Origin of the sequence: Mycetocola zhujimingii (assembly GCF_003065425.1) — a bacterium.
Taxonomy (GTDB): Bacteria; Actinomycetota; Actinomycetes; order Actinomycetales; family Microbacteriaceae; genus Mycetocola_A; species Mycetocola_A zhujimingii.
This window is the reverse complement of sequence record NZ_CP026949.1, coordinates 1,461,854-1,485,809: the sequence shown is the minus strand read 5'-3', so window position 1 is coordinate 1,485,809 and position 23,956 is coordinate 1,461,854. Positions and strand designations below refer to the sequence as shown.

General features: G+C 63.7%; 24 protein-coding genes. 13 read left to right on the top strand and 11 right to left on the bottom strand.

Going from position 1 to position 23,956, the window contains the following annotated elements; all coding sequences use genetic code 11:
* The first annotated feature begins 8 nt into the window (after positions 1-8).
* From C3E77_RS07045 to C3E77_RS07030, 4 genes are all read left to right on the top strand, one after another.
* Positions 9-1,223: a phosphoglycerate kinase gene (locus C3E77_RS07045; protein ID WP_108390980.1), complete on the top strand. Its 1,215-nt coding sequence runs from the start codon at positions 9-11 to the stop codon at positions 1,221-1,223.
* Complete coding sequence (tpiA, locus tag C3E77_RS07040; protein ID WP_108390979.1) at positions 1,214-2,002, top strand: triose-phosphate isomerase; 789 nt, start codon at positions 1,214-1,216, stop codon at positions 2,000-2,002. The genes C3E77_RS07045 and tpiA overlap by 10 nt, the downstream gene beginning before the upstream one ends.
* A 69-nt stretch (positions 2,003-2,071) precedes the next feature.
* Positions 2,072-2,323 carry a preprotein translocase subunit SecG gene (gene secG / locus C3E77_RS07035; protein ID WP_108390978.1) on the top strand — a complete coding sequence of 84 codons (252 nt, stop codon included), beginning with the start codon at positions 2,072-2,074 and terminating at the stop codon, positions 2,321-2,323.
* Positions 2,324-2,331: 8 nt separating this feature from the next.
* Positions 2,332-2,694 carry an RNA polymerase-binding protein RbpA gene (locus C3E77_RS07030; protein ID WP_108390977.1) on the top strand — a complete coding sequence of 121 codons (363 nt, stop codon included), beginning with the start codon at positions 2,332-2,334 and terminating at the stop codon, positions 2,692-2,694.
* 66 nt (positions 2,695-2,760) lie between these two features.
* On the opposite strand, the gene pgl is transcribed toward C3E77_RS07030, so the two are convergent.
* Genes pgl through tkt form a run of 6 tightly spaced genes read right to left on the bottom strand, consistent with a single transcriptional unit; the run spans position 2,761 to position 10,926 of the window.
* Entirely contained in the window at positions 2,761-3,531 is a 771-nt protein-coding gene (gene pgl, locus C3E77_RS07025) for a 6-phosphogluconolactonase (RefSeq protein ID WP_108390976.1), read from the bottom strand.
* Positions 3,532-4,500 (bottom strand): glucose-6-phosphate dehydrogenase assembly protein OpcA, encoded by a 969-nt coding sequence (locus C3E77_RS07020; RefSeq protein ID WP_108390975.1) that lies wholly within the window; start codon positions 4,498-4,500, stop codon positions 3,532-3,534.
* On the bottom strand, positions 4,497-6,041 hold the full coding sequence (zwf, locus tag C3E77_RS07015; protein ID WP_108390974.1) for a glucose-6-phosphate dehydrogenase: 1,545 nt from the start codon (positions 6,039-6,041) through the stop codon (positions 4,497-4,499). Before zwf ends, C3E77_RS07020 begins: the two co-directional genes overlap by 4 nt.
* 50 nt (positions 6,042-6,091) lie before the next feature.
* Positions 6,092-7,702 (bottom strand): phosphoglucose isomerase-related protein, encoded by a 1,611-nt coding sequence (locus C3E77_RS07010; RefSeq protein ID WP_108390973.1) that lies wholly within the window; start codon positions 7,700-7,702, stop codon positions 6,092-6,094.
* Positions 7,699-8,811: a transaldolase gene (gene tal, locus C3E77_RS07005; RefSeq protein ID WP_108390972.1), complete on the bottom strand. Its 1,113-nt coding sequence runs from the start codon at positions 8,809-8,811 to the stop codon at positions 7,699-7,701. The genes C3E77_RS07010 and tal overlap by 4 nt, the downstream gene beginning before the upstream one ends.
* A 24-nt stretch (positions 8,812-8,835) precedes the next feature.
* Positions 8,836-10,926 (bottom strand): transketolase, encoded by a 2,091-nt coding sequence (gene tkt, locus C3E77_RS07000; protein ID WP_108390971.1) that lies wholly within the window; start codon positions 10,924-10,926, stop codon positions 8,836-8,838.
* A gap of 253 nt (positions 10,927-11,179) precedes the next feature.
* On the opposite strand from tkt, the gene C3E77_RS06995 reads away from it, so the two are divergent.
* Positions 11,180-12,100, top strand: a complete 921-nt coding sequence (locus C3E77_RS06995) for a heme o synthase (protein WP_108390970.1) — start codon at positions 11,180-11,182, stop codon at positions 12,098-12,100.
* 313 nt (positions 12,101-12,413) lie between these two features.
* Here the strand turns inward: C3E77_RS06995 and C3E77_RS06990 are convergent, their stop codons facing one another.
* Positions 12,414-13,373, bottom strand: a complete 960-nt coding sequence (locus C3E77_RS06990) for a COX15/CtaA family protein (RefSeq protein ID WP_234031331.1) — start codon at positions 13,371-13,373, stop codon at positions 12,414-12,416.
* A 355-nt stretch (positions 13,374-13,728) separates the two neighbouring features.
* Here C3E77_RS06990 and sufB point away from each other — a divergent pair, with 355 nt between their 5' ends.
* From sufB to C3E77_RS06955, 7 genes are all read left to right on the top strand, one after another.
* Positions 13,729-15,147, top strand: a complete 1,419-nt coding sequence (gene sufB, locus C3E77_RS06985) for a Fe-S cluster assembly protein SufB (protein WP_108390968.1) — start codon at positions 13,729-13,731, stop codon at positions 15,145-15,147.
* Positions 15,148-15,171: 24 nt separating this feature from the next.
* Positions 15,172-16,365 carry a Fe-S cluster assembly protein SufD gene (sufD, locus tag C3E77_RS06980; protein ID WP_108393160.1) on the top strand — a complete coding sequence of 398 codons (1,194 nt, stop codon included), beginning with the start codon at positions 15,172-15,174 and terminating at the stop codon, positions 16,363-16,365.
* A 2-nt stretch (positions 16,366-16,367) separates the two neighbouring features.
* A complete protein-coding gene (locus C3E77_RS06975) occupies positions 16,368-16,694 on the top strand; it encodes a non-heme iron oxygenase ferredoxin subunit (RefSeq protein WP_108390967.1) in 327 nt (108 codons plus the stop codon).
* A gap of 2 nt (positions 16,695-16,696) precedes the next feature.
* The gene (gene sufC / locus C3E77_RS06970; protein ID WP_108390966.1) at positions 16,697-17,461 is read left to right on the top strand and encodes a Fe-S cluster assembly ATPase SufC; all 765 of its coding nucleotides are present in this window, start codon (positions 16,697-16,699) and stop codon (positions 17,459-17,461) included.
* Between the two features lie 9 nt (positions 17,462-17,470).
* A complete protein-coding gene (locus tag C3E77_RS06965; RefSeq protein WP_108390965.1) occupies positions 17,471-17,800 on the top strand; it encodes a metal-sulfur cluster assembly factor in 330 nt (109 codons plus the stop codon).
* Between the two features lie 86 nt (positions 17,801-17,886).
* Positions 17,887-19,071 (top strand): MalY/PatB family protein, encoded by a 1,185-nt coding sequence (locus C3E77_RS06960; protein WP_108390964.1) that lies wholly within the window; start codon positions 17,887-17,889, stop codon positions 19,069-19,071.
* Between the two features lie 141 nt (positions 19,072-19,212).
* Positions 19,213-20,811 (top strand): ABC-F family ATP-binding cassette domain-containing protein, encoded by a 1,599-nt coding sequence (locus C3E77_RS06955; RefSeq protein WP_108390963.1) that lies wholly within the window; start codon positions 19,213-19,215, stop codon positions 20,809-20,811.
* Positions 20,812-20,858: 47 nt separating this feature from the next.
* Here the strand turns inward: C3E77_RS06955 and C3E77_RS06950 are convergent, their stop codons facing one another.
* The 3 genes from C3E77_RS06950 to C3E77_RS06940 are packed head-to-tail and all read right to left on the bottom strand — an operon-like array spanning position 20,859 to position 22,341.
* The gene (locus C3E77_RS06950) at positions 20,859-21,722 is read right to left on the bottom strand and encodes an SURF1 family cytochrome oxidase biogenesis protein (protein WP_108390962.1); all 864 of its coding nucleotides are present in this window, start codon (positions 21,720-21,722) and stop codon (positions 20,859-20,861) included.
* The gene (locus tag C3E77_RS06945; RefSeq protein ID WP_108393158.1) at positions 21,719-21,943 is read right to left on the bottom strand and encodes a hypothetical protein; all 225 of its coding nucleotides are present in this window, start codon (positions 21,941-21,943) and stop codon (positions 21,719-21,721) included. Before C3E77_RS06945 ends, C3E77_RS06950 begins: the two co-directional genes overlap by 4 nt.
* The gene (locus tag C3E77_RS06940) at positions 21,940-22,341 is read right to left on the bottom strand and encodes a DUF3099 domain-containing protein (RefSeq protein ID WP_108390961.1); all 402 of its coding nucleotides are present in this window, start codon (positions 22,339-22,341) and stop codon (positions 21,940-21,942) included. The genes C3E77_RS06945 and C3E77_RS06940 overlap by 4 nt, the downstream gene beginning before the upstream one ends.
* 123 nt (positions 22,342-22,464) lie before the next feature.
* On the opposite strand from C3E77_RS06940, the gene C3E77_RS06935 reads away from it, so the two are divergent.
* Positions 22,465-23,187, top strand: a complete 723-nt coding sequence (locus C3E77_RS06935) for a beta-ketoacyl-ACP reductase (RefSeq protein WP_108390960.1) — start codon at positions 22,465-22,467, stop codon at positions 23,185-23,187.
* Positions 23,188-23,218: 31 nt separating this feature from the next.
* Here the strand turns inward: C3E77_RS06935 and C3E77_RS06930 are convergent, their stop codons facing one another.
* Positions 23,219-23,917 (bottom strand): helix-turn-helix transcriptional regulator, encoded by a 699-nt coding sequence (locus C3E77_RS06930; protein ID WP_108390959.1) that lies wholly within the window; start codon positions 23,915-23,917, stop codon positions 23,219-23,221.
* Positions 23,918-23,956: the final 39 nt, after the last annotated feature.

Below are 23,956 nucleotides of genomic sequence, written 5' to 3'. Positions count from 1 at the left end.
GGCTAGCCGTGCCGCTTCGCACTCTCGAATCGCTGGGCTCGCTCGCAGGCAAGCGCGTCGTCGTTCGGTGTGACCTCAACGTTCCTCTCAAGGACGGGGTCATCACCGACGACGGGCGCGTGCGTGCGTCTGTTCCCACGCTGAAAACGCTCATCGATCAGGGAGCACGCGTCGTCGTTGTGTCTCACCTGGGCCGTCCAGACGGCGCCCCTGAGGCCAAATACAGCCTCGCTCCCGTTGCCAAACGACTGTCGGAACTTCTCGGCACGGATGTCGCCTTCGCGACAGACACCGTCGGGCAGGCAGCGACGGATGCCGTCAGCAACCTTTCCGACGGACAGGTTGTGGTTCTCGAGAACCTCAGGTTCAACCCGGGGGAGACCAGCAAGGTCGAAGCCGAGCGGACCGAGTTTGCCGAGAAGATCGCTCAGTTCGGCGACGCGTTCGTCTCTGACGGATTCGGCGTCGTTCACCGCAAGCAGGCGAGCGTCTACGAGCTGGCCAAGCTGCTCCCGAGCGCTGCGGGCGAGCTCATCAGCGCAGAACTCACCGTTCTGGACAGGCTGACCGAGTCACCCGAGCGCCCGTACACGGTGGTGCTCGGCGGTTCGAAGGTGTCGGACAAGCTCGGTGTCATCGGGCACCTTCTTCCCCGCGTGAACACGCTCCTCATCGGTGGGGGAATGCTCTTTACGTTCCTCGCCGCACAGGGACACAAGGTGGGCGCGAGCCTCCTCGAAGCCGACCAGATCGACACGGTGAAGAACTACCTGGCCGAGGCGGAAAAGCTCGGGGTGGAGATCATTCTTCCCACCGACGTCGTCGTCGCCAGCAAGTTCGGCGCCGATGCGGAACACGTGGTCCAGCCGGCGGACGCCATCGAAGACACAGCCTTCGGTGCGACAGGCCTCGGGCTCGACATCGGACCGGAGACCGCTGAGCGCTTCGCCGGCGTCATCCGTTCGTCCAAAACCGTGTTCTGGAACGGCCCGATGGGTGTCTTCGAACTCGCACCATTTGCCGCCGGCACGAAGACCGTCGCGCAGGCACTCACCGAAACCGACGGCCTGAGCGTCGTCGGTGGCGGGGACTCAGCCGCCGCGGTTCGCGCGCTCGGTTTCGAGGACTCGCAGTTCGGGCACATATCAACCGGAGGCGGTGCAAGCCTCGAGTTCCTCGAAGGCAAACGCCTTCCAGGACTGGAGGTATTGGGATGGCAGTAAACCGCGTTCCGCTCATTGCGGGCAACTGGAAGATGAACCTGGATCACCTGCAGGCGATCGCGTTTGTGCAGAAGCTGGCGTGGTGCCTCGCCGATGCCAAGCACGACCCTGCGAGTGTCGAGGTCGCGGTGTTCCCTCCGTTCACCGATCTGCGCAGCGTTCAAACCCTCGTTTCGGCTGACAAACTGCCCATCGCTTTCGGCGGTCAGGATATCTCCGAGCACGATTCGGGTGCATACACCGGCGAAATCTCGGGCGCGTTCCTCAAGGCGCTCGAGTGCAGCTACGTCCTCATCGGGCATTCCGAGCGCAGGACGTTGCACGCTGAGAGCGACGAGCAGGTCGCCGGAAAGGTCGCTGCGGCGATCAAGCACAACGTGGTTCCGATCATCTGCGTCGGCGAGACGTCCGATGACCTCGAGAAGCACGGTCCGAGTGCCGTCCCGGTTGCCCAGCTGAAGGCCGCGCTTTCCGGAGTGTCCGCGACCGCGGACATCGTTGTTGCTTACGAGCCTGTCTGGGCCATCGGTTCCGGCCAGGCCGCAACTCCCGAACAGGCAGAGCAGGTTGCAGCCGCGCTGCGCGCCGAACTTCGCGAGACGCTGGGTGAAGACGTGGCCGCCAAGACCCGCATTCTCTATGGCGGAAGCGTGAAGGCGGCGAACATTGCCGGGTTCATGCGTGAGCCGAACGTCGACGGCGCGCTCGTCGGTGGCGCGAGCCTTGACCTCAACGAGTTCTCGAGCATCGTTCGCTACCAGAAGCACGTGGGCGTTTAGCGCGTCAGGCCTCAGGCTATAATTGGGGGCGGTCCATGGAACCATGGACCGCCATGTGAAAGGTCCTTTGTGGAGATACTTCAGGTCGTACTGCAGGTGGTGCTCGGTGTTACGAGCCTCCTGCTCACATTCCTCATCCTCTTGCATAAGGGTCGCGGTGGTGGATTGTCCGACATGTTCGGTGGCGGTATGGGCTCGAACCTCGGATCCTCCGGGGTTGCCGAGCGAAATCTCAACCGGTTTACCGTCGTACTCGGTCTTATTTGGTTTAGTTCAATAGTTGCGCTTGGTCTCATCACCAAGTTCTCGACTGGTGCGTAGGAGGACATATGGCTGCCGGAGGTAGCGCAATCAGGGGATCGCGCGTTGGTGCTGGTCCCATGGGCGAACAGGATCACGGATTCCACGCGGACCGTGTTGCTGTCTCGTACTGGGATGCACTGGGAAACGAGACTGTTCGGTACTTTGCCGCCAGTCTTCCCGACGAAGAGATCCCGGAAACGATCGACAGCCCGTCGTCCGGTCTTCCCGCCGGACGCGACCAGGCGAACCCGCCCGAGGTCGCCAAGCTTGAGCCGTACAAGACTCACCTCGCTTACGTGAAGGAACGCCGCACGGAGGAAGAGGCCGAGGCGCTTCTCGACGAGGCACTTCAGGCTCTGCGCGCACGTCGTGGTACGGCATCCGCCTAAAGGCCGCTCAGCATTACACACAAGAAAGCCCCTGTCGGTTGACAGGGGCTTTCTTCATGTTGCAGGTCAGTAGGTCGGTGCGATGAGGTTCTCGGGAACCTCGGATGCCGCTGCACGGTCGACGAAGAACACTGTGCGCTTGCGGCCCTTGATGCCGGCGATGGGCACCTCAGTATATGCGGCTCCGGCAAGCGCGAGTCCGAGGACAGCGGCCTTGTCCGCTCCGGAGATCTCGACCCAGATCCGGTGCGACGAGTTGATCGCGTGACGGGTGAGGGTCAGCCGCTCGGCGGGCGGTTTGGGCGAGTTCCGAACAGCGACGACTGTCGCCTCACGCTCGAGCACTTCCTGTCGATCGGGGAACAGCGATGCCGTGTGGCCGTCGGGGCCGACGCCAAGAAAGGTGATGTCGAATCGGGGGAGACCGGCGTCGCCGTTCGAGTGATCCGCGAGCGTCTGCGCATACGCAAGGGCCGCCTCGTCGAGGGTCATTCCCGAGTCGGATGCCGGGTAGCTGTGCACGTTCTCGGCAGGGATATCGATGTGATCGAGCAGCGCGCGCCTGGCCTTGCCGTCGTTGCGTTCGGCGTCATCAGCAGGCACCCATCGCTCGTCACCCCACCAGAAGTGGACGCGCGACCAGTCAACGCTGTCCCTGGCAGGAGATGAGTTGATGCTCTCGAGAACCTTCATCGCGACGCGTCCTCCCTCGAGGACGATGTTCACAAACTCGGTTTCATCGAGGAGGTCAACTGTCTTGGTGAGGAATCGTGCCGCTATCGATGCGGCGAGTGCATCGCTGTCTGCGGAGACAAGCACCCGTCGTTCATTCGTCATTCAGTTCGTACCTTCCGATGCCAGGGCTTCGCTCTCGAGCTGAGAGAGACCCTTGGTGATCACTTCACCGTACAGCGAATCCGGGTCCAGCCTGCGCAGCTCCTCTGCGAGACAGTCACGCATGCTGCGCCGGGGCAGCGAAAGATCATGGATCGGCTGGTTGGGCTGGGTCAGCTTCGCGACGTTGTCGAGCGGGCGCTCCAGCACGATGTCCCCGCTCTCCCTCGTCATCCGGACACCGTGAATACCCGTGTCACCGGAGCCGCGCGGAGTCAGCTCCTGCACGACGGGAACCTGCAACTGCATGCCGAGCCACGCGGCCAGCAGGAGAGTTGACGGCGAGTCGGCAGCGCCGGAGACCGTCACGGCAGTGACCGGTTCGTACGGGGGCTGGTCGAGCACCGCAGCGAGCTGGGCGCGCCAGAGGGTCAGGCGGGTCCAGGCGAAGTCTGTGTCGCCCGGAGTGTGCGTCCTGGCCAGTTCCACCAGCGCCGCGTGCGGGTCTTCGTGCTCGGAGGCATCCGTGATCCTCCGCTGTGCGATCCGCCCGATCGCAGTGTGTGCGACGTCGGCGGGGGCTTCGATGGGCCACCAGGCGACCACAGGGGTGTCGGGAAGGAGCAGTCCGTTGATGAGGCTGTCTTCGTTGCCCGCTGCGTCCCCATAGGCACGGAGGATGATCACTTCGCTCGCGCCGGCGTCACCGCCGACACGGATCTCAGCGTCGATGCGCGCTGGCTTCGCACCACCCTCGTCGTCTGAGGGAATCCGGGAGAGCACGAGCACGCGCATGGGGTGTTCCCGTGAGGCGTCGTTTGCGGCCTCGATGGCCTCTTCTTCCTCACCGAGTTGCGACACGATCACGAGGGTGAGCACACGTCCGAGGGAGACGACGCCGCCGTCCTCGCGCAGCTGGACCAGTTTCTTTGACACCTTGCTGGTTGTGGTGTCGGGCAGATCGACGATCATGGGCGTCTCCAAACTCGGCCGTCTCTGGCAAGTAACTCATCGGCGGAAGCCGGACCCCACGACCCGGGCTGGTACTGTTCGAGCGGACCACCCTGGCTTGCCCAGTACTCCTCGATCGGGTCGAGGATCTTCCAGGAAAGTTCGACCTCCTGGTGCCGCGGGAACAGGGGAGGGTCGCCCAGGAGGACGTCGAGGATAAGACGCTCGTAGGCTTCAGGGCTCGCTTCAGTGAAGGCGTGGCCGTAGCCGAAGTCCATCGTCACGTCGCGGACCTGGGTGCCTGCACCTGGGACCTTTGAGCCGAACCGGATGGTGACGCCCTCGTCGGGCTGGACCCGGATGACCAGGGCGTTCTGGCCGAGTTCAGACGTCTGGCTCTCGGCAAACAGGAACTGCGGTGCCCGCTTGAAGACGACGGCGATCTCCGTCACGCGCCGGCCGAGGCGCTTGCCGGTGCGAAGGTAGAACGGCACACCGTCCCACCGCCTCGTGTTGATATCGAGGCGCATCGCGGCGTAGGTCTCCGTCGTCGACTCGGGGTTCATGCCTTCCTCGTCGAGGAAACCGGTGACCACCTCACCGCCCTGCCAGCCGCCGGCATACTGTCCGCGGGCTGTCGCCGTGCTGAGGTCATCGGGCAGGCTCACCGCGGCAAGCACCTTCTCCTTCTCGGCACGGAGGTCAGCAGCATTGAAGGACAAAGGCTCCTCCATTGCGGTGAGCGCGAGGAGCTGCAGGATGTGGTTCTGGATGACGTCGCGGGCAGCGCCTATTCCGTCGTAGTACCCGGCCCTGCCGCCAACACCGATGTCCTCGGCCATGCTGATTTGCACGTGGTCGACGTAGTTCGCGTTCCAGATCGGTTCGAACATCTGGTTCGCGAACCGAAGGGCGAGGATGTTCTGGACCGTTTCCTTACCGAGGTAGTGGTCGATCCTGAACACGGAGTCCGGCGGGAACACCGACTCGACGACGGCGTTGAGTTCACGAGCGGTCTCGAGGTCCGAGCCGAAGGGCTTTTCAATGACGACACGACGCCACTCACCGGCTTTGGCCTCAGCCATCCCCGAGCGCCTCAGCTGCTCGGTCACCTCGGGGAAGGCCTTGGGCGGAATCGAGAGATAGAACGCATGGTTGCCCATGGTCCCGCGCTCGACGTCGAGGAGCGCGATCGTCTCCTTGAGTTTCTCGAACGCGGCATCGTCACCGAACTCACCCGGCACGAAACGGATGCCCTGGGCGAGCTGCTGCCAGACTTCCTCCCGGTACTCCGTGCGTGCGTGAGCCTTGACGGCCTCGTGCACGACCTGCATGAAGTCCTGGTCTGCCCAGTCCCGCCTCGCGAATCCGACGAGCGCGAACCCTGGAGGAAGAAGACCGCGGTTCGCGAGGTCATAAACAGCCGGCATCAGCTTCTTGCGTGACAGGTCGCCTGTCACTCCGAAGATGATGAGCCCGCTGGGGCCTGCGATACGGTTCAGGCGTCGATCCGAGTCCAACCGAAGTGGGTTGAACGTCGGGGTGATATCCACGGGGGACATACAGCTCCTCGATACGGCCGTTATGGCCGGTATATCCGGTTCGGATGAACCTAATTGACGGCTTCGAACAGCGAGACGATGTTCGATTCCGGGTCGGTGAAGTTGAGCACGAGGACAGGTCGCCCATGCTCGGCCAGCACTGTCGCGTCGCCCTGGGCCTGCGCCTGGATGAGCTGGCCGAAAGTGAACGGACGGTCGGGGATGGCGAGGTCGACCGGCGCGTTCTCCGTGATCTGGAGGAATACACCGACAGCGGGGCCGCCCTTGTGGAACTGACCCGTCGAGTGCAGGAACCGCGGTCCCCAGCCGAACGTGACCGGGCGGCCGGTGCTGGCCGCGAGCAACTGACGCACGCCGGCGAGCTGGGGGAGGGCGAGCCGATCGACGTACGCCTGTACGGCGAGGTAACCGTCGGAACCGAGCGTCGCAAGCAACGCATCGAGTGCACCGCGCACCGTAGAGACACCGGCGAACAGGTTCGCGTCTCCGCGCACCTCGATGCCGTTCTCGACGAACAGCGGGGGCGCCTGCTCCGGTCGGGCGTCGAGCAGACCACGCGTAGCGATCTTCGCCGACTCCACGTCGGGCTGGTCGAACGGGTTGATCCCGAGGATGCGGCCGGCTACCGCCGTGGCGAACTCCCAGACAAGGATCTGAGCGCCGAGCGTGCCGCTCACGAGGATTTCGCCCTCGTGACGATCCTTGGCGAACAGGTGCGGGGCATCCGCATCGTCAACGAGTCGAACGACCTGGACGTCGGCGGGGGAGTCCGTGACCTCCGGCGCGAGAGTGTCAACCACAACGGGGAGGATGCCGGTGCCCTGTTTTCCCGTTGACTCCGCGATGAGCTGTTCCGCCCAGTCGGGGAAGCCAACAATGTGGGTTCCGTCTGAGACGATCGCGAGCTTGTCTTTCAACGGCGAGGTCCCGGCCATCGCGGCCGCGAGAATGAGCCCGGGGTTGTGCGCGTCATCGACCGCGAGTTCAACGGCGATGGCGTCGGCTTCGTCGAGCAGTGCGCCGACGTCGACGCCGGCGAGCCCGGACGGCACGAGGCCGAACGCGGTGAGCGCGGAATACCGGCCACCGACGTTGGGATCTGCATTGAATACCCGGTAACCGGCTTCGCGAGCCGACGCGTCGAGCGGGGAGCCCGGGTCGGTCACCACGATGATGCGGTCACGCGGGTCGATGCCGGCCTCGGTGAACGCGGCCTCGTATGCGCGGCGCTGGCTGTCGGTTTCGACGGTCGATCCTGACTTGGACGACACAACGATGGCGGTGCTGGCGAGGCGGTCGTTGAGGGCCGCGAGCACCTGCCCCGGCGCCGTCGAGTCGAGGACGGTCAGGTCGCCGCCGAGTGTCTGCGTGATGACTTCTGGCGCGAGAGAGGAACCGCCCATGCCCGCGAGCACAATGTGATCTACGCCCTGGGCAGCAAGCCCTTCGCGCAGCGCCTCGATTTCGGCCACGAGCGGCCGTGACACGCTGGATGCTTCGGTCCAGCCGAGCCGCTTCGACGACTCGTCCTCGGCGTCTGGTCCCCACAGCGCGGGGTCCTGCGCGGTGACGCTCGATGCGACGAGGTCGGCGACCAGCGTCGGAACGACGGCGGCGACAGCGTCAGCCGCCGCACCGCTCACCGAGATCTTGAAGCTCATTTTGCGGCCTCAAGAGCTGCGGTGACCGTGTCGAGGAGTTCGTTCCACGACACGATGAACTTCTCAACACCCTCCTTCTCAAGGAGCAGTGTCACCTCGTCGTAGGAGATTCCCTGAGCAGCGATGGCGTCGAGTACCTCGTTAGCCGCGGCATAGGATCCGGTGACCGTGTCGCCCTCGATGACACCGTGGTCGAACGTCGCCTCGAGTGTCTTCTCCGGCATCGTGTTGACGACCTGGGGCGCGACGAGCTGCGTCACGTACAGCGTGTCCGGCAGGTTCGGGTCCTTGACACCGGTCGATGCCCAGAGCGGACGCTGCATGTTGGCTCCAGCGTCAAGGAGCATCTCGGCGCGTTCCGTGGCAAAGGACTGAACGAACACTTCGTACGCGAGCTGCGCGTTGGCGACTCCGGCCTTGCTCTTGAGAGCGAGCGCCTCGTCGGTTCCGATTGCGGTGAGTCGCTTATCGATCTCGGTGTCGACGCGCGACACGAAGAAGGATGCCACCGAGTGGATGGTCGACAGGTCGATTCCTGCGGCCTTCGCCTTTTCAAGACCGGTGAGGTAGGCATTGATGACGGCGCGGTAGCGGTCAAGGCTGAAGATCAGTGTCACGTTGACGCTGATCCCGGCCGCAATCGCCTCGGTGATCGCTTCGAGGCCCTCGATCGTCGCGGGGATCTTGATCATCGCGTTGGGCCGGTCCACCTTGGCCCAGAGCGCCTTGGCCTGCTCGATGGTGCCCTGTGCGTCGTGGGCGAGACCTGGCTCAACCTCGATCGACACGCGGCCGTCGAAGCCCTGGGTCGCGTCGTAGACGGGTCGGAAGATGTCAGCGGCACGCGCGACGTCGTCGGTCGTGATCTCGAATACAGCCGCCGTCACGTCCTTGCCCTGTGCGGCGAGTTCGCTGACCTGCGATGCATACACCTCACCGTTGCTGAGCGCACCGGCGAAGATTGTCGGGTTCGTGGTCACTCCGACGACGTTCTTGGTGTCGATGAGTTCCTGCAGGTTGCCGGTTTCGATGCGTCCGCGGGAGAGGTCATCGAGCCAGATGCTGACGCCGGCCCCGGAAAGCTGCGCTGTTGGTGTTGAGTTCGTCATGTTGTACTCCTTCTGAGCCGGCGGTTACTTGCCGAGTGTCTCTTTAGCGGCAACAACGACGGCATCCGTGGTTATGCCGAATTTGTTGAAAAGTGTCTTGTAATCGGCCGATGCACCGAAGTGCTCGATCGAGACCGAGCGGCCGCCGTCGCCGACGATGCCTGCCCAGGTGAGCGCGAGGCCCGCTTCGACAGAGACGCGCGCGGTGACAGCCTTCGGGAGGACCGACTCGCGATACGCCTCGTCCTGCTCCTCGAACCACTCGAGGCACGGAACCGAGACAACGCGGGCATTCACGCCGTCTGCCTTGAGCGCTTCGCGAGCGTCGACGGCGAGCTGAACTTCCGAACCCGTCGCGATGAGGATGACATCCGGCGTCCCGTTGGGTGCTTCGGCCAATACGTATGCGCCCTTCGCGACATTTGCGGCCGATGCGAAGGTGTCTCCGCTCGCCTCGCCGTCGCCACGCTCGAACACCGGGATGTTCTGGCGGGTGAGGGCGATACCGGCGGGTCCGCCGCGGCGCTTGAGGATTTCGAGCCAGGCGTAGCTGACCTCGTTGGCGTCACCGGGGCGAACGACCGCGAGGTTCGGAATCGCACGGAGCGTTGCGAGCTGCTCGATCGGCTGGTGTGTCGGTCCGTCTTCGCCGAGCGCGACGGAATCGTGGGTCCACACGAAGATCGACGGCACCTTCATGAGCGCGGCAAGCCGGACGGCCGGGCGCATGTAGTCGCTGAAGATCAGGAAGGTTCCACCGTAGGCGCGGGTAGGACCGTGAAGAACGATGCCGTTGAGGATCGCACCCATCGCGTGTTCGCGGATTCCGAAGTGCAGGACCCGACCGTACTTGTTACCGGTCCACTCGCGGGTGGAGTGCTCACTCGGCACGAACGATTCCGCGCTCTCGATCGTTGTGTTGTTCGACTCGGCGAGGTCGGCAGAGCCACCCCAGAGTTCGGGGACAACGGGACCAAGCGCGTTGAGGACCTTGCCGGATGCCGCCCGTGTGGAGACATCCTTTCCCGGTTCGAAGACCGGGAGCGCCGATTCGACGCCCTCGGGGAGTTCGCCGGTGAGAAGGCGGTCGAGGAGAGCGCTCTTGTCCAGGTTGGCCGCCTTCCACGCGTCGAAGCCCGCCTGCCATTCGGCACGCTGCTCGGCTCCGCGGTCGATCGCCTTGCGGGTGTGCTCAATGACCTCGTCCGAGACGACGAAGCTCTCGGCCGGGTCGAAGCCGAGTACTTCCTTGACGGCCGCGAGCTCGTCGGCACCGAGTGCGGATCCGTGGATCTTTCCGGTGTTCTGCTTCTTCGGGCTTGGCCAGCCGATGATCGTCTTGAGGATGATGAGCGACGGCTTGTCCGTCTCGGCCTTTGCGGCTTCGATTGCGTCGTTGAGGGCCTGGATGTCTTCGACGTACTCGCCGGTCTTCTTCCAGTCAACGGTTTGCACGTGCCAGTGGTACGACTCGTATCGCTTGGCGACGTCCTCGGTGAAGGCGATATTCGTGTCGTCCTCGATGGAGATCTGGTTGCTGTCGTAGATCGCGATGAGGTTGCCGAGCTCCTGGTGGCCGGCGAGGGACGATGCCTCGCTCGTGACACCTTCCTGCAGATCGCCGTCACCGGCGATGACATAGACGAAGTGGTCGAACGGGCTCTTGCCCGCTTCGGTGTCAGGGTCGAACAGTCCGCGCTCGAAGCGGGCGGCGTATGCAAAGCCGACGGCTGATGCGAGGCCCTGGCCGAGTGGCCCCGTCGTGATTTCGACACCGTCTGTGTGTCCGTACTCAGGGTGGCCCGGCGTGAGTGAACCCCACGTGCGCAGCGCCTTGAGGTCTTCGAGTTCGAGGCCGTATCCGCCCAGGTAGAGCTGGACGTACTGGGTCAGTGAGCTGTGACCGACCGAGAGTACGAAACGGTCGCGGCCGAGCCAGTTCTGGTCCTTGGGATCGCGGCGCATGACTTTCTGGAACAGGAGGTAAGCGGCCGGCGCGAGGCTCATCGCCGTTCCCGGATGCCCGTTTCCAACCTTCTCCACCGCATCTGCTGCGAGCAGTCTGGCGGTGTCAACCGCCTTATCGTCAATGGAGTTCCACTGCAAAGCTGCCACTATATTGGACCCTTCTCGTTCGAATCGGGGGCCATCTCTGACCCACCGATGAAGCGTGTTCCCACGCCTGTTGGCTTCATTGGCGCCGATGGACAGATTTCACCCGTGTTGCAAAAGAATCCGGGTTTTCTGAGCCAGCGAACGGTTTGGCGAGCACCTTCATTATAGGTAGTGCACCCGCCCACCAGGCGGATCCTTACGCCCCGCGCGCAATGACCTAGAATTGGGTGGTAATCCACCGGTTAGAGGAGCAATGAACATTGCAGTAGAAGACCGCGTTGCGCCGCACAGCGTGACGCGTGCCGACAAGGTGAGGGGCTACATCTCGCTCACCAAGCCGCGGGTGATGGAGCTTTTGCTCGTCACGACGGTACCTGTGATGATCCTCGCTCAAGGCGGCATCCCGAACCTGTGGCTCGTTCTCGCCACGGTGATCGGCGGTGCGATGAGCGCCGGAGCCGCTGGCGCGTTCAACTGCTACATCGACCGCGACATCGACCGTGTGATGAAACGGACAAAGAACCGGCCACTCGTCACCGGCGTCCTGTCGCCACGCGAAGCGCTGGTGTTTTCATGGTCGCTCGCCATTCTCTCCACCGTGTGGCTCTACGTCACGACCAATCCGCTGACCGCCGCTCTCTCGGTCGGCGCGATCTTCTTCTACGTCGTGATCTACACGCTGTGGCTCAAGCGCTGGACCAGCCAGAACATCATCTGGGGTGGGATCGCAGGATGCTTCCCGGTTTTGATCGGGTGGGCCGCCGTTGCCAACTCCCTCAGCTGGGCACCGTTCATCCTGTTTGCCGTTGTCTTCCTCTGGACCCCGCCACACTACTGGCCGCTCTCGATGAAGTACCGCGACGACTACAAGTCAGCGGGAGTGCCGATGCTTGCCGTCGTCCGCGGCCGCGCACAGGTCGGGCTCCAGGTCATTCTCTATGCCTGGGCAACTGTCGCCTGCTCGCTCCTTCTCGTCCCCGTCGCATCGATGGGCGTGGTCTATACGGTCGTCGCTGCCGTCTCAGGTGGCTGGTTCATCTTTGAGACGCACCGCCTCTACAACCTGGCCATTCGGCACGAGCACGTGTCACCGATGCGGGTGTTCCACGGTTCGATCAGTTACCTGACGCTGCTGTTCCTCGCGGTCGGCATCGATCCGCTGCTTCCGTTCTAGACCAATCCCGGTCGCCCGCCTGTCCGGTTTCCAAAGGGGCAGCGATCACGTCGGCGCAGCGCACTGCCCATTGACGGCCAACCGACACGCGCATTCCGCGACAGCTTCGCATCCGTTCCCTGCGCCATCCGTTCGCGGTGCCTCCGTTCCCTGCGCCGTCCGATCCGCGGTGGCATCTGCTCTTCGAAGCAGCGGTTCGTGGCGTCAGCCGCCGGTGATCCCGGCCCGCACGACCGCCCCCGCGTCATAACTGGAGGTACACGAAAGCCCGTCTCCGCACAGGGCGGACACGGGCTTCGTTGTGCGACTGGCCCTACGAGGCGCGCACGGCCTCCGCCGGTTCCGCATCCACGAGTGCCGGCGCGGTTGACTTCATACTGAGAACGGTCACCGTCATTGCGGCCGCGAGCACGCAGGCGAGCACCATGTGGATACCAACGAGGATCTCGGGCAGCCCCATCCGTGCCTGAGCCAACCCGACAGCGATCTGCACGAGTTCCACAGCGAGCAGCAGCGTGAGGTTACGCCGAATCTTCTCCAAGCCGAGGGAGACTGCAGCGACGAGGAGCACGATCGTGAGCCCGAACGTCACGTAGGCGGGCCATGCGTGCAGGTGCTGGAGCAACTCTGAGTCGAGCCCATTGCGGGCAGCGCCTTTGTCACCGGCGTGCGGGCCTGAGCCCGTCGTGATGATGCCGATGATCACCGTGACAGCGACGAAGAAGGTCGTGACGTGTGTGGTGATGGCAAACCAGCGGGGGACAGCGAGAGTACGTTCGCCATTTCCGTTGTACACGCGGTACACCAGGACGGATGCGAGTACCACGAGGACGACGCTGAGCACGAAGTGCAGACCAACGACGTACGGGTTGAGGCCGCTGAGAACCGTGATGCCACCGACGACGGCCTGGAACAGGACGCTGCACGCGGGAATGACGGTGAGGATGAAGAGGTCGCGGCGCTGGCGACGGTACTTGAGGACGAAGAAGAGCGCGGTGAGCGCGATGAACTGGAGCACGAAGAACAGGGTCCGGTTGCCGAACTCGATGACGCCGTGAATTCCCATCTCCGGGGTGCTGACGAACGACTCAGCGGTGCACCGCGGCCATGTCGGGCAGCCGAGGCCTGAACCGGTCAGCCGCACGGCGCCGCCCGTGCCGACCAGGGCCGTCTGCGCTGCGAGGTTGAGCCACGCGATGACGCGCACCCGGCGATCGACCCCCGTCGGGAGCCAGTCCCAGAATCGACGTGCTGCCTGTGAGATCGCGTTCACTGTCAAAGTTCCTCTTGCTTGCTGTTTTCTCTGGGATGGACCGGCTCGAAAGCCTCTCGGGTCGCCAGTTTCAATAGTTGGCTGGGTTGTTGTGTTGTTGCTGTGACTGCCAGCACGTTTACTGCAATTTACCCCGCCTCCCTGTAGAATTATGGGGTTCAGGTAATACGTCTCGGCATTTGGCCGATCGTGACGTGAGGCAGCGCAGCTTGGTCCTTGAACAATTGTAGGTATGCATTTCAGCAACCCGCACACTCTCGACAACACGGCGACCGAATGTCGCCCCAGGTGCGGCGTGCGTGGGAATGGGTGATGCAGAGAGACTGTTACGCAAGCTGTAAGGAAAGAGGTTGACATGTCAGATGTACTGATAGACCGCCCAGAGCTCGAAAGCCTCGGGCAATACGAATTCGGTTGGTCTGACTCCGACGCTGCGGGCGCTTCAGCTCGCCGTGGAATCTCTCCGGAAGTTGTTGCGGACATCTCCGCCCTCAAGGCTGAACCCGCATGGATGCTCGAACGCCGCCAGAAGGCACTCGCACTTTTCGAGCGCAAGCCGATGCCGATGTGGGGTGCCGACCTCTCTGAGATCGACTTCGACAACATCAAGTACTTCGTCCGGTCGACGGAGAAGCAGGCGCAGACCTGGGACGACCTTCCCGACGACATCAAGAACACCTACGAGAAGCTCGGAATCCCCGAGGCGGAACGCCAGCGCCTGGTTTCCGGCGTCGCAGCGCAGTACGAGTCCGAGGTGGTCTACCACCAGATCAACGAGGACCTCGAGCGCCAGGGTGTCATCTTCATGGACACGGACACCGCGCTCAAGGAGCACCCGGAGTTCTTCGAAGAGTACTTCGGTACGGTCATTCCCTCCGGAGACAACAAGTTCGCCGCCCTCAACACCGCTGTGTGGTCGGGTGGCTCATTCGTCTACGTGCCGCCAGGCGTGCACGTCGAAATCCCGCTCCAGGCGTACTTCCGGATCAACACCGAGAACATGGGCCAGTTCGAGCGGACGCTGATCATCGCGGACGAGGGAAGCTACGTTCACTACATCGAGGGCTGCACCGCCCCGATCTACAAGTCTGACTCGCTGCACTCAGCAGTCGTCGAGATCATCGTCAAGAAGAACGCACGCGTTCGTTACACGACGATCCAGAACTGGTCGAACAACGTCTACAACCTCGTGACGAAGCGCGCGACGGCCGCAGAGGGCGCCACCATGGAATGGATCGATGGAAACATCGGCTCCAAGGTCACCATGAAGTACCCGTCGATCTACCTGATGGGGGAGCACGCCAAGGGCGAGACCCTCTCCGTCGCGTTCGCCGGCCCCGGCCAGCACCAGGATGCCGGCGCGAAGATGATCCACATGGCTCCGCACACGCAGTCATCGATCGTTTCGAAGTCGATCGCCCGAGGCGGCGGACGTGCCGGATACCGCGGAGAGGTTCGTGTTGACGCCAACGCCCACCACTCGGCAAACACGGTGCGCTGTGACGCTCTGCTCGTGGACACGATCTCACGAAGCGACACCTACCCGGCCATCGACATCCGTGTTGACGATGTTCAGCTCGGCCACGAGGCGACAGTCTCGAAGGTCAGCGAGGAACAGCTCTTCTACCTGATGAGCCGCGGCATGCCGGAAGACGAGGCCATGGCGATGATCGTCCGCGGCTTCATCGAGCCGATCGCCCGCGAACTCCCGATGGAATACGCTCTCGAACTCAACAAGCTCATTGAAATGGGCATGGAAGGATCAGTCGGCTAAATGACGATCTCTGCGCCAGAAACAATGTCGACAAATCTCGAGAACACCGGGGCACTCGGTTACAAGAAGCACACCGACGGCGGATGGGGAGTTGTCCCGATCCAGACCCGGTCGGAACGATTCACCTCGACGCTCGTCACCGACTTCCCGGCCGTCACCGGCCGGGAGGCCGCGTGGAAGCTCACTCCGGTTGACCGCATCGCTGACCTCATCGATGGCCCGCTGGACGGAAGCGCCTACGACCTTACGGCCGCCGCCGTCCCCGGCATCGCCGTGGAGTGGGTCGAGCGCACCGACGCCCGCATCGGAACGGCGGGAACGCCGGAGGACCGGGCATCAGCCAACGCGTGGACCCAGGTCGAGAAGGTTCTCGCGATCACCGTGACCGGTGAAGAGGCGAAGACCCTCCGCCTGTCACGCGAGAACCTCGGTTCAGCGCCGCGAGCCGGACACATCGTGATCGAGGCCAAGCCCCTCAGCCGCGGCCTGATCATTCTGCAGAACACCGGTGACGCCCGGCTGACCGAGAACGTCGAGATCATCGTCGGCGACGCCGCGAACCTCACGGTTGTTACCGTCCAGCAGTGGAACGACGACGCCGTCCACCTGGCATCGCACTTCACCACGGTCGGTCGTGACGCCAAGATCAAGCACGTCGTTGTCACCCTCGGTGGCAGCATCGTTCGGATCAACCCGTCGACTCACCTGGTCGCAACGGGTGCCGATGTTGACGCACTCGGGCTGTACTTCGCCGACGCCGGCCAGCACTTCGAACAGCAGGTGTACGTCGACCACGACGCGCCGCAGACCCGCAGCCGCGTCAACTACAAGGGCGCGCTGCAGGGCACGGGGGCACGCACGGTCTGGATCGGCGATGTGCTGATTCGCCAGAGCGCCGCCGGCACCGACAGCTACGAGCAGAACCGCAACCTCGTCCTCACCGACGGCACACGCGCGGATTCCATCCCTAACCTCGAGATCGAGACCGGCGACATCGCCGGCGCCGGGCACGCAAGCGCCACCGGCCGTTTCGATGACGAGCAGCTCTTCTACCTGCAGGCTCGCGGCATCCGCGAAGAAGAGGCGAGGAGACTCGTCGTTCGCGGCTTCCTCACCGACATCGTGCAGCAGATCGGCGACGCCGAACTGCAGGACCAGCTTCAGGATGCCATCGAGCAGGAGCTCACCCGCACCCGCTTGTCGACAGAGGGCAGCTGAACGTGGCGCGAACCCAGGTATGTGCCCTCGCCGATCTGACCTTGAACGAGGCGAAGCGGGTCGTCGTTGACGGCACCCCGATCGCGCTCGTGCTCGATTCTGCCGGTGACGTCCACGCCATCGGAGACACCTGCACACACGGCGACATCTCGTTGAGCGAAGGATTCGTCGAGGGTGAAACCCTCGAGTGCTGGGCGCACGGATCCCAGTTCTCCCTGCTCACGGGCAAGCCACTGACGCTGCCCGCGTACGAGCCAGTCCCGGTTTTCGGTGTCGAGCTGGCCGACGGCAACATTTTTATTGACCCGACCGTAACGAAAGAGATTTAGCAATGGCTGTACTTGAAATCCGCGACCTGCACGTCAGCGTCGAGACCGACCAGGGCACCAAGCCGATCCTGCGTGGCGTCGACCTCACCATCAACAAGGGTGAGACCCACGCCATCATGGGGCCAAACGGCTCGGGCAAGTCGACACTCGCGTACACGATCGCCGGTCACCCGAAGTACACGGTCGATTCAGGCTCGATCACGCTCGACGGCCAGGACGTCCTCGCCATGAGCGTTGACGAGCGCGCACGCGCCGGCCTCTTCCTGGCGATGCAGTACCCGGTCGAGATCCCCGGCGTCACCGTCACGAACTTCCTGCGCACCGCGAAGACCGCGATCGACGGAGAGGCCCCGCCCATCCGTTCCTGGATCAAGGACGTCAGGAGCTCCATGAAGGACCTCCGAATGGACGCGACCTTCGCCGAGCGCAACGTCAACGAGGGCTTCTCGGGTGGAGAGAAGAAGCGCCACGAGATCCTCCAGCTCGAACTGCTCAAGCCGACATTCGCGGTTCTCGACGAGACCGACTCAGGTCTCGACGTCGACGCGCTCAAGATCGTGTCTGAGGGTGTCAACCGTGCCAAGGAGAACACCAACCTCGGTGTGCTGCTCATCACCCACTACACCCGCATCCTCCGTTACATCCGCCCCGACTTCGTTCACGTCTTCGTGAACGGACGCATTGCGGAGCAGGGTGGACCGGAGCTTGCAGACCGCCTCGAGAACGAAGGGTACGACCGCTTCCTCATTGACGGGGCTGCGGTTTAGAGTCAAGTCATGGTCACAACCCTCAGTCCACAGAAATTCGACCAGGTCGAAGAGGCGCTCAAAGACGTCATGGACCCGGAACTCGGGATCAATGTCGTCGACCTCGGGCTCATCTACGACCTCGGCTGGGACGATGAGAACGACGCGCTCGTCATCCACATGACCCTCACGAGTGCCGGTTGCCCGCTGACCGACGTGCTCGAAGAGCAGACCGCCCAGGCGCTTGACGGCGTCGTCGAGGCGTTCCGGATCAACTGGGTCTGGATGCCGCCGTGGGGGCCTGACAAGATCACCGACGATGGTCGCGACATGATGCGTGCGCTCGGATTCAGCATCTGATCCTTCGCGAAGCAATAACGAATGCCCTCTTCCTCGGAAGGGGGCATTTGTGCGCCGGGGGAGAGGGACCGGCGTAGTGTCGGGGCATGGAACGAGTGCAGGCAGACCCACTGGACGTCCTGCGGACCCGGACGAGCGAGAAGTGGACGGAGTACCCCAGCGACGTTCTCCCGATGTTCGTGGCCGAGATGGACTACCCGCTCGCTGACCCGATCAGGCGCGCACTGCACAGCGCCATCGATCGTGGAGATACGGGCTACGTGTCGTCATCCAATCCCGTCTTCGCCCCGTTCCGGCAATTTGCCCGGCGGCGGTGGTCTTGGGACATCGAGGATGCCACGCTGCTGTCGACCGCTGACGTCTCGATGGGCATCGTCGAGGTGCTCCGCGCTGTCTGCCAGCCCGGCGACCGGGTGGTGGTCAACGACCCCGTCTACGCACCGTTCTACGACCTCGTCACCGAAGCGGGAGCATCCGTCGTACGCGTGCCGCTCGCCACGGTCGAGCGGTCGCACAACTCTGCACACGGATCAGCGCACCGACTCGATCTCGACGCCCTCGAGGCTGCGTTCGCAGACGGAGTTCGCGCGTTTCTGCTCTGCAACCCGCACAACCCGCTCGGACTCGTGCACGAGCGTGCCGACCTGGAAGCCGTCGCCCGGCTGGCGGCGCGATACTCGGTGACCGTGGTCAGCGACGAGATCCACGCACCGCTGACGCAGCCGAGCGCGACATTCACGCCGTACCTGAGCGTGTCACCAGAGGCACGCGCGACAGGGTTCGCCGTCCACTCCGCCAGCAAGGCGTGGAACCTCGCCGGTCTCAAGTGCGCCATCGTCGTCGCGCACGACACCGCGACCGCCGGCGTCCTTGAGTCCCTTCCGATCGAGGTCTCCTGGCGAACCGGCCAGTTCGGGGTGCTCGCGAGTGTTGCCGCCTATACCGACGGGGAGCCCTGGCTTGACGGCGTGCTGGGAGCCCTCTCGTTCAACTTCGACCTGCTCGACGCCCTGCTTGGCGAGCATCTTCCCGGGGTCACCTGGCGCAGACCGCGAGCCAGTTACCTTGCCTGGCTCGACTTCCGGGCCCTCGGCTGGGGCGATGACCCCGCCGAACGTGTTCTGACCGAGGCCAGGGTGGCGCTCAGCTCCGGCGTCGAATTCGGCGACGCCGGTCGGGGCCACGCCCGAATGAACCTCGCCTGCTCGCCGGAGGTGCTGACGGATGCCATTGTCAGGATTGCGCGGATTGCGCACCCCCGCCCGAACTGAACTCCGCCGAGAGCGAAGCGGTCGCCCTCGTTCTTCGCTGCCGACGTTCTGGTGAGTTACTCAGGCTCGACACCGTAGACTTGAGGGCTGACCCCCACTTTTCGCGCTTCTTTGGCGCGCCAGCTTGAAACGGACTTTGCTTTGCTCACTGTGCACGACCTCGAAATACGCGTCGGGGCACGAGTCCTCATGGAGGACGTCAACTTTCGAGTAGCGGCCGGAGACAAGATCGGTCTCGTCGGCCGGAACGGTGCTGGGAAGACCACACTGACGAAGGTGCTCGCCGGCGAACTGCTTCCCTCAAAGGGAAAAGTCGAACGATCGGGTGAACTGGGCTACCTCCCACAGGACCCGAGAAGCGGCGACCCCGACGAACTGGCTCGCACCCGGATCCTCAACGCTCGAGGCCTCGGAAGCATCGTCCTCGAAATGCAGGAAGCAACGGTCGGCATGGCATCGACCGATGCCGCGGTGAGCGCTGCAGCCATGAAGAAGTACGGCAACCTCGAGGAACGGTTCCAGATGCTCGGCGGTTATTCCGCTGAGGCTGAAGCGGCATCGATCGCGAGCAACCTCAACCTCCCCGACCGGATCCTCGACCAGCCGCTGCGCACGCTGTCGGGTGGACAGCGCCGACGCATCGAGCTGGCTCGCATCCTGTTCTCCGACGCGAAGACGATGATCCTCGACGAGCCGACCAACCACCTCGACGCCGACTCGGTCGTCTGGCTCCGCGAGTTCCTCAAGACATACTCCGGCGGCTTCATCGTCATCACCCACGATGTCGAGCTCGTCGGCGAGACCGTCAACAAGGTGTTCTACCTCGACGGCAACCGTCAGGTCATCGACGTTTACAACATGAACTGGAAGAACTACCAGCGCCAGCGGGCATCCGACGAGGAGCGTCGCAAGAAGGAACGCGTCAACGTCGAGAAGAAGGCATCGACGTTGCAGCTTCAGGCTGCCCGGTTCGGGGCGAAGGCGTCCAAGGCTGCTGCAGCCCACCAGATGGTCGCGCGCGCTGAGAAGATGCTGTCGGGGCTTGAGGAAGCCCGGTCGGTCGAGCGTGTCGCCAAGCTGCGCTTCCCCGACCCCGCCCCGTGTGGCCGGACTCCACTCATGGCGAAGAACCTGTCACGGAGCTACGGTTCGCTCGAAATCTTCACGGCAGTGGACCTGGCGATCGACCGCGGTTCCAAGGTCGTCGTGCTCGGCCTCAACGGTGCCGGAAAGACGACGCTCCTGCGTATCCTCGCTGGCGTCGACAAGCCGGACACCGGACAGGTCGAGCCTGGCCACGGATTGCGGATCGGTTACTTCGCCCAGGAGCACGAGACGCTCGATGTGAAGCGGAGCGTTCTCGAGAACATGGTGTCGAGCTCTCCGAACATCACCGAGACGGAGGCCCGCAAGGTCCTCGGTTCGTTCCTGTTCACCGGTGATGACTCGCACAAGCCGGCCGGGGTGCTCTCCGGTGGCGAGAAGACGCGACTGGCACTCGCCATGATCGTGGTTTCCGGTGCCAACGTGCTGCTCCTCGACGAACCGACCAACAACCTGGACCCGGCGAGCCGCGCCGAGATTCTCGACGCACTCGCGCACTTCACCGGTGCCGTCGTTCTGGTCAGCCACGATGAGGGAGCCGTCCAGGCCCTCAACCCCGAGCGTGTGCTCATCCTGCCCGATGGTATCGAAGACCACTGGAACAAGGACTACCTCGAGCTCATCGAGCTCGCGTAGAGCAAGAAACTCATCGAGCGGCGGGCAGAATGCCCGCCGCTCGTGGTTTAACCGACCTTTTCCGGCCTGGACAGGGTCTGCTCGAGGAGTTCGTCCTCGACATCCGCGTCCGAACGCTTCGCGAGTCGCTTGCGTTCCCGCTCCTCTGCGCGCTTCTTTTCTTCGGGATGTTCGGCGTTGAGGTGACGGTACTCCTGGCGAACGGCGTACGCGAGGAAAGCGAATCCCAGCACGCCAAAGATGACCCACTGGAACGCATACGACAGGTGGATTCCCTCATCGAGGACAGGCTTGATGGCTGGCAGGGGTGCGGCATCCGCGGGCGCTGGCGTCTCCTGGTCGAGAAGACCGTACGCACCGGTGTACAGCGGGACCCCGAGGCGGTCTTCGAGGTCGGGGAGATGCACGGTGGCAATCTGCCCGTCAGCAGCGCTGCGTCCTGGCAGAGTGGGCTCACCTGCCTTGAGTCGCGCCACGACTGTCACGTCGCCCGATGGGGGAGCGGGGATGACGTCGGGCAGGTCCTGCGCGTTGCCGGTGGGAAGCCAGCCGCGGTCGACGATAAACACTGAGCCGTCGGAGAGCTGCAGGGGCACCAGTTGCTCAAATCCCGGTTGTCCGTTCCGCGGACGGTTACGGACCAGGATCTGTTCCTCCTCGAGGTACGTACCGGTCACGACCACGGGGATCCACTTGTCACGCTCGTCGAAGGAGTCCCTGGCCGGGAGTGCATCAGCGAGGGCGACGGGAGGGCTGCTGTAGTTGCCCTCAACGAGGGAGATCTCATGCTTCTTCTCGTCGACGCGAGACAACTGCCAGTTCGCGAGCAGAACGCAGACGAGGGCAAACACCATTGCAACCGCGAGGTAGCCGAACCATCGGCGGCTCATCACGAATCGCCAGTTTTTCACAGTGCGTCCTCCGGACTCAGTTCTATCGCCTTAACCGGAAAGTCCCGCGATGCGAGAAAGTTTTCGAGGTAGTCACGGTGATCGTCGCACGCCAGCCACACCTTGACCCGGTCAGCCGCGTGGATTTTGGGGTTGCGCCACTCAATCCGCCATCCCGCGGTCACGGTGCATCCGGCGCGCGAACAGGTCAGTCGTTCGGGCTCGGAGAAGAGACCGATCATGCGCTCCACTTATCTTCGTCCGGGCGCGTGTCTGCGTCTCGTGCACTCTCGTCGGGCCGGGCGGAGTCATCCGTACCGGCGCGTTCATCGGCGCTGCCGCTTTCGGAGGGAGCGGAATACTCACCGGCGCCGGGGGCCGGGCGGCCGATCGGCACTACAGCGCCAGGACGGATGACCTCGGCGCCCGTGCTGCCGGTTCCGACGTTGGCCAGAACGACAGCGACATAGGGCAGGATGATCGCGCCGGCAACACAGACAGCGAGCCACCAGCCCTCGACAAACAGCATCAGGACAAGACAAACCACACGGATGCTCATGGCAATCGTGTATTTGATCATTCGCGCCCGCTGCTCCTCTTCAGGAGCCGTCGGGAGCGACGTGATTGAGGGCTGTTTCATCAGCCCCAAGCCTACGCTTCTTTGTCACCCCATAAGCTGGGTGAAGGCGAAGACACAGCCCCCGGCGGTGGCGATAGATCACTATCCCACGCACGGTACACACAGCATCCGGAAGGTCCTTTCTTGGTACAGACATCCCTCACCCCACGCACGGTTCTCATCACGGGCGGCAACCGCGGAATCGGATTCGCCATCGCCGAGGAGTTTGTCGCCCAGGGACACAGGGTCGCTGTAACCGCTCGCTCGGGCGCTGGCCCCGCCGGGAGCCTCACCGTGCGCGCGGACGTCACCGACGCGGCATCCATCGACCAGGCTTTCAGCGAGATCGAGCGCGAACTCGGCCCGGTGGAAGTCGTTGTCGCGAACGCCGGGATCACCAAAGACACGCTCCTCATGCGCATGACCGAGGATGACTTCGACAGCGTCGTGAACACGAACCTCGGCGGGGCGTTCCGCGTCGTCAAGCGAGCGTCGAAGGGGATGCTCAAGGCACGGTTCGGCCGGGTCATCCTGATCTCGAGCGTTGTCGGCCTCTATGGCGGGCCTGGGCAGGTCAACTACTCGGCTTCCAAGGCGGGGCTGGTCGGCATGGCGCGGTCAATCACGCGCGAGCTCGGTGCCCGCGGCATTACGGCAAACGTCGTTGCGCCCGGTTTCATCGAAACGGATATGACGGCTGAGCTTCCCGAAGAGACACAGGCCGAGTACAAGAAGAGCATTCCTGCCGGCCGCTTTGCGACGCCATCTGAGGTGGCGAAGGCCGTCGCGTGGCTCGCCAGCGACGACGCCGGATACATTTCCGGCGCTGTCATTCCCGTCGATGGAGGCCTCGGCATGGGGCACTAGCCAGACCGACCCGAGAGGTCGATTGAGGACCTCACTCGGCCCGACCGTGCACCGGCCTCGCGTTCGCCGGGGGTTCTCCGACCTCATGGACGGTATGACCGCTACACGCCGTCCCGGTTACTCTGGCTCGCTCGATGCGCGACACGGTGAACCATCGCATTGCGTGGCGCAGTCGGCACCACCCAACCAGGTACCAGTGGCCGTTCGTGGAGGCGAAGAGCACGGGCTCGACGTCCCTGGTGGTCGTGATGCCCTCTCTCGATGTGTAGCGAATGCGGATAACGCGCTGCTCGGCCATCGCCTCCTCCAGCGCCGACCTGAGTGCGCGGGACGAGGCGGGAATCGCGTGAACCCAGACGCGGCCGGCCAGCTCGTCGGCTCGTGCTCGGGTTCTGGGATCGAGGACGTCCATGATCTTCTGGATCCCGGATGCTGCCAAATCGCCGTAGGGGGCGTCGGGTGCCGCGGCAACGGCCGCCATGAGCGCCACGGCCTGCGCCGGGGACAGGCTGACCGGCGGCAGGGACGCGCCTGCGGCCAGTCCATAGCCACCACCAGGCCCCGGGCGCGACCATACGGCCGCGCCGCTCGTCTCGAGCGCAGCGAGGTCTCTCTTGACCGTGCGCACCGACACACCGAACTCTCTCGACAGGCGCTCCGCGGAACACCCCCGCGATCCATGACGGCGCAGCATCTCCGACAGGGCATGGAGCCGTTCTGCTCTCTTCACCGTTCAGCCCGCATCAAATTCATGACACAAATAGTGACA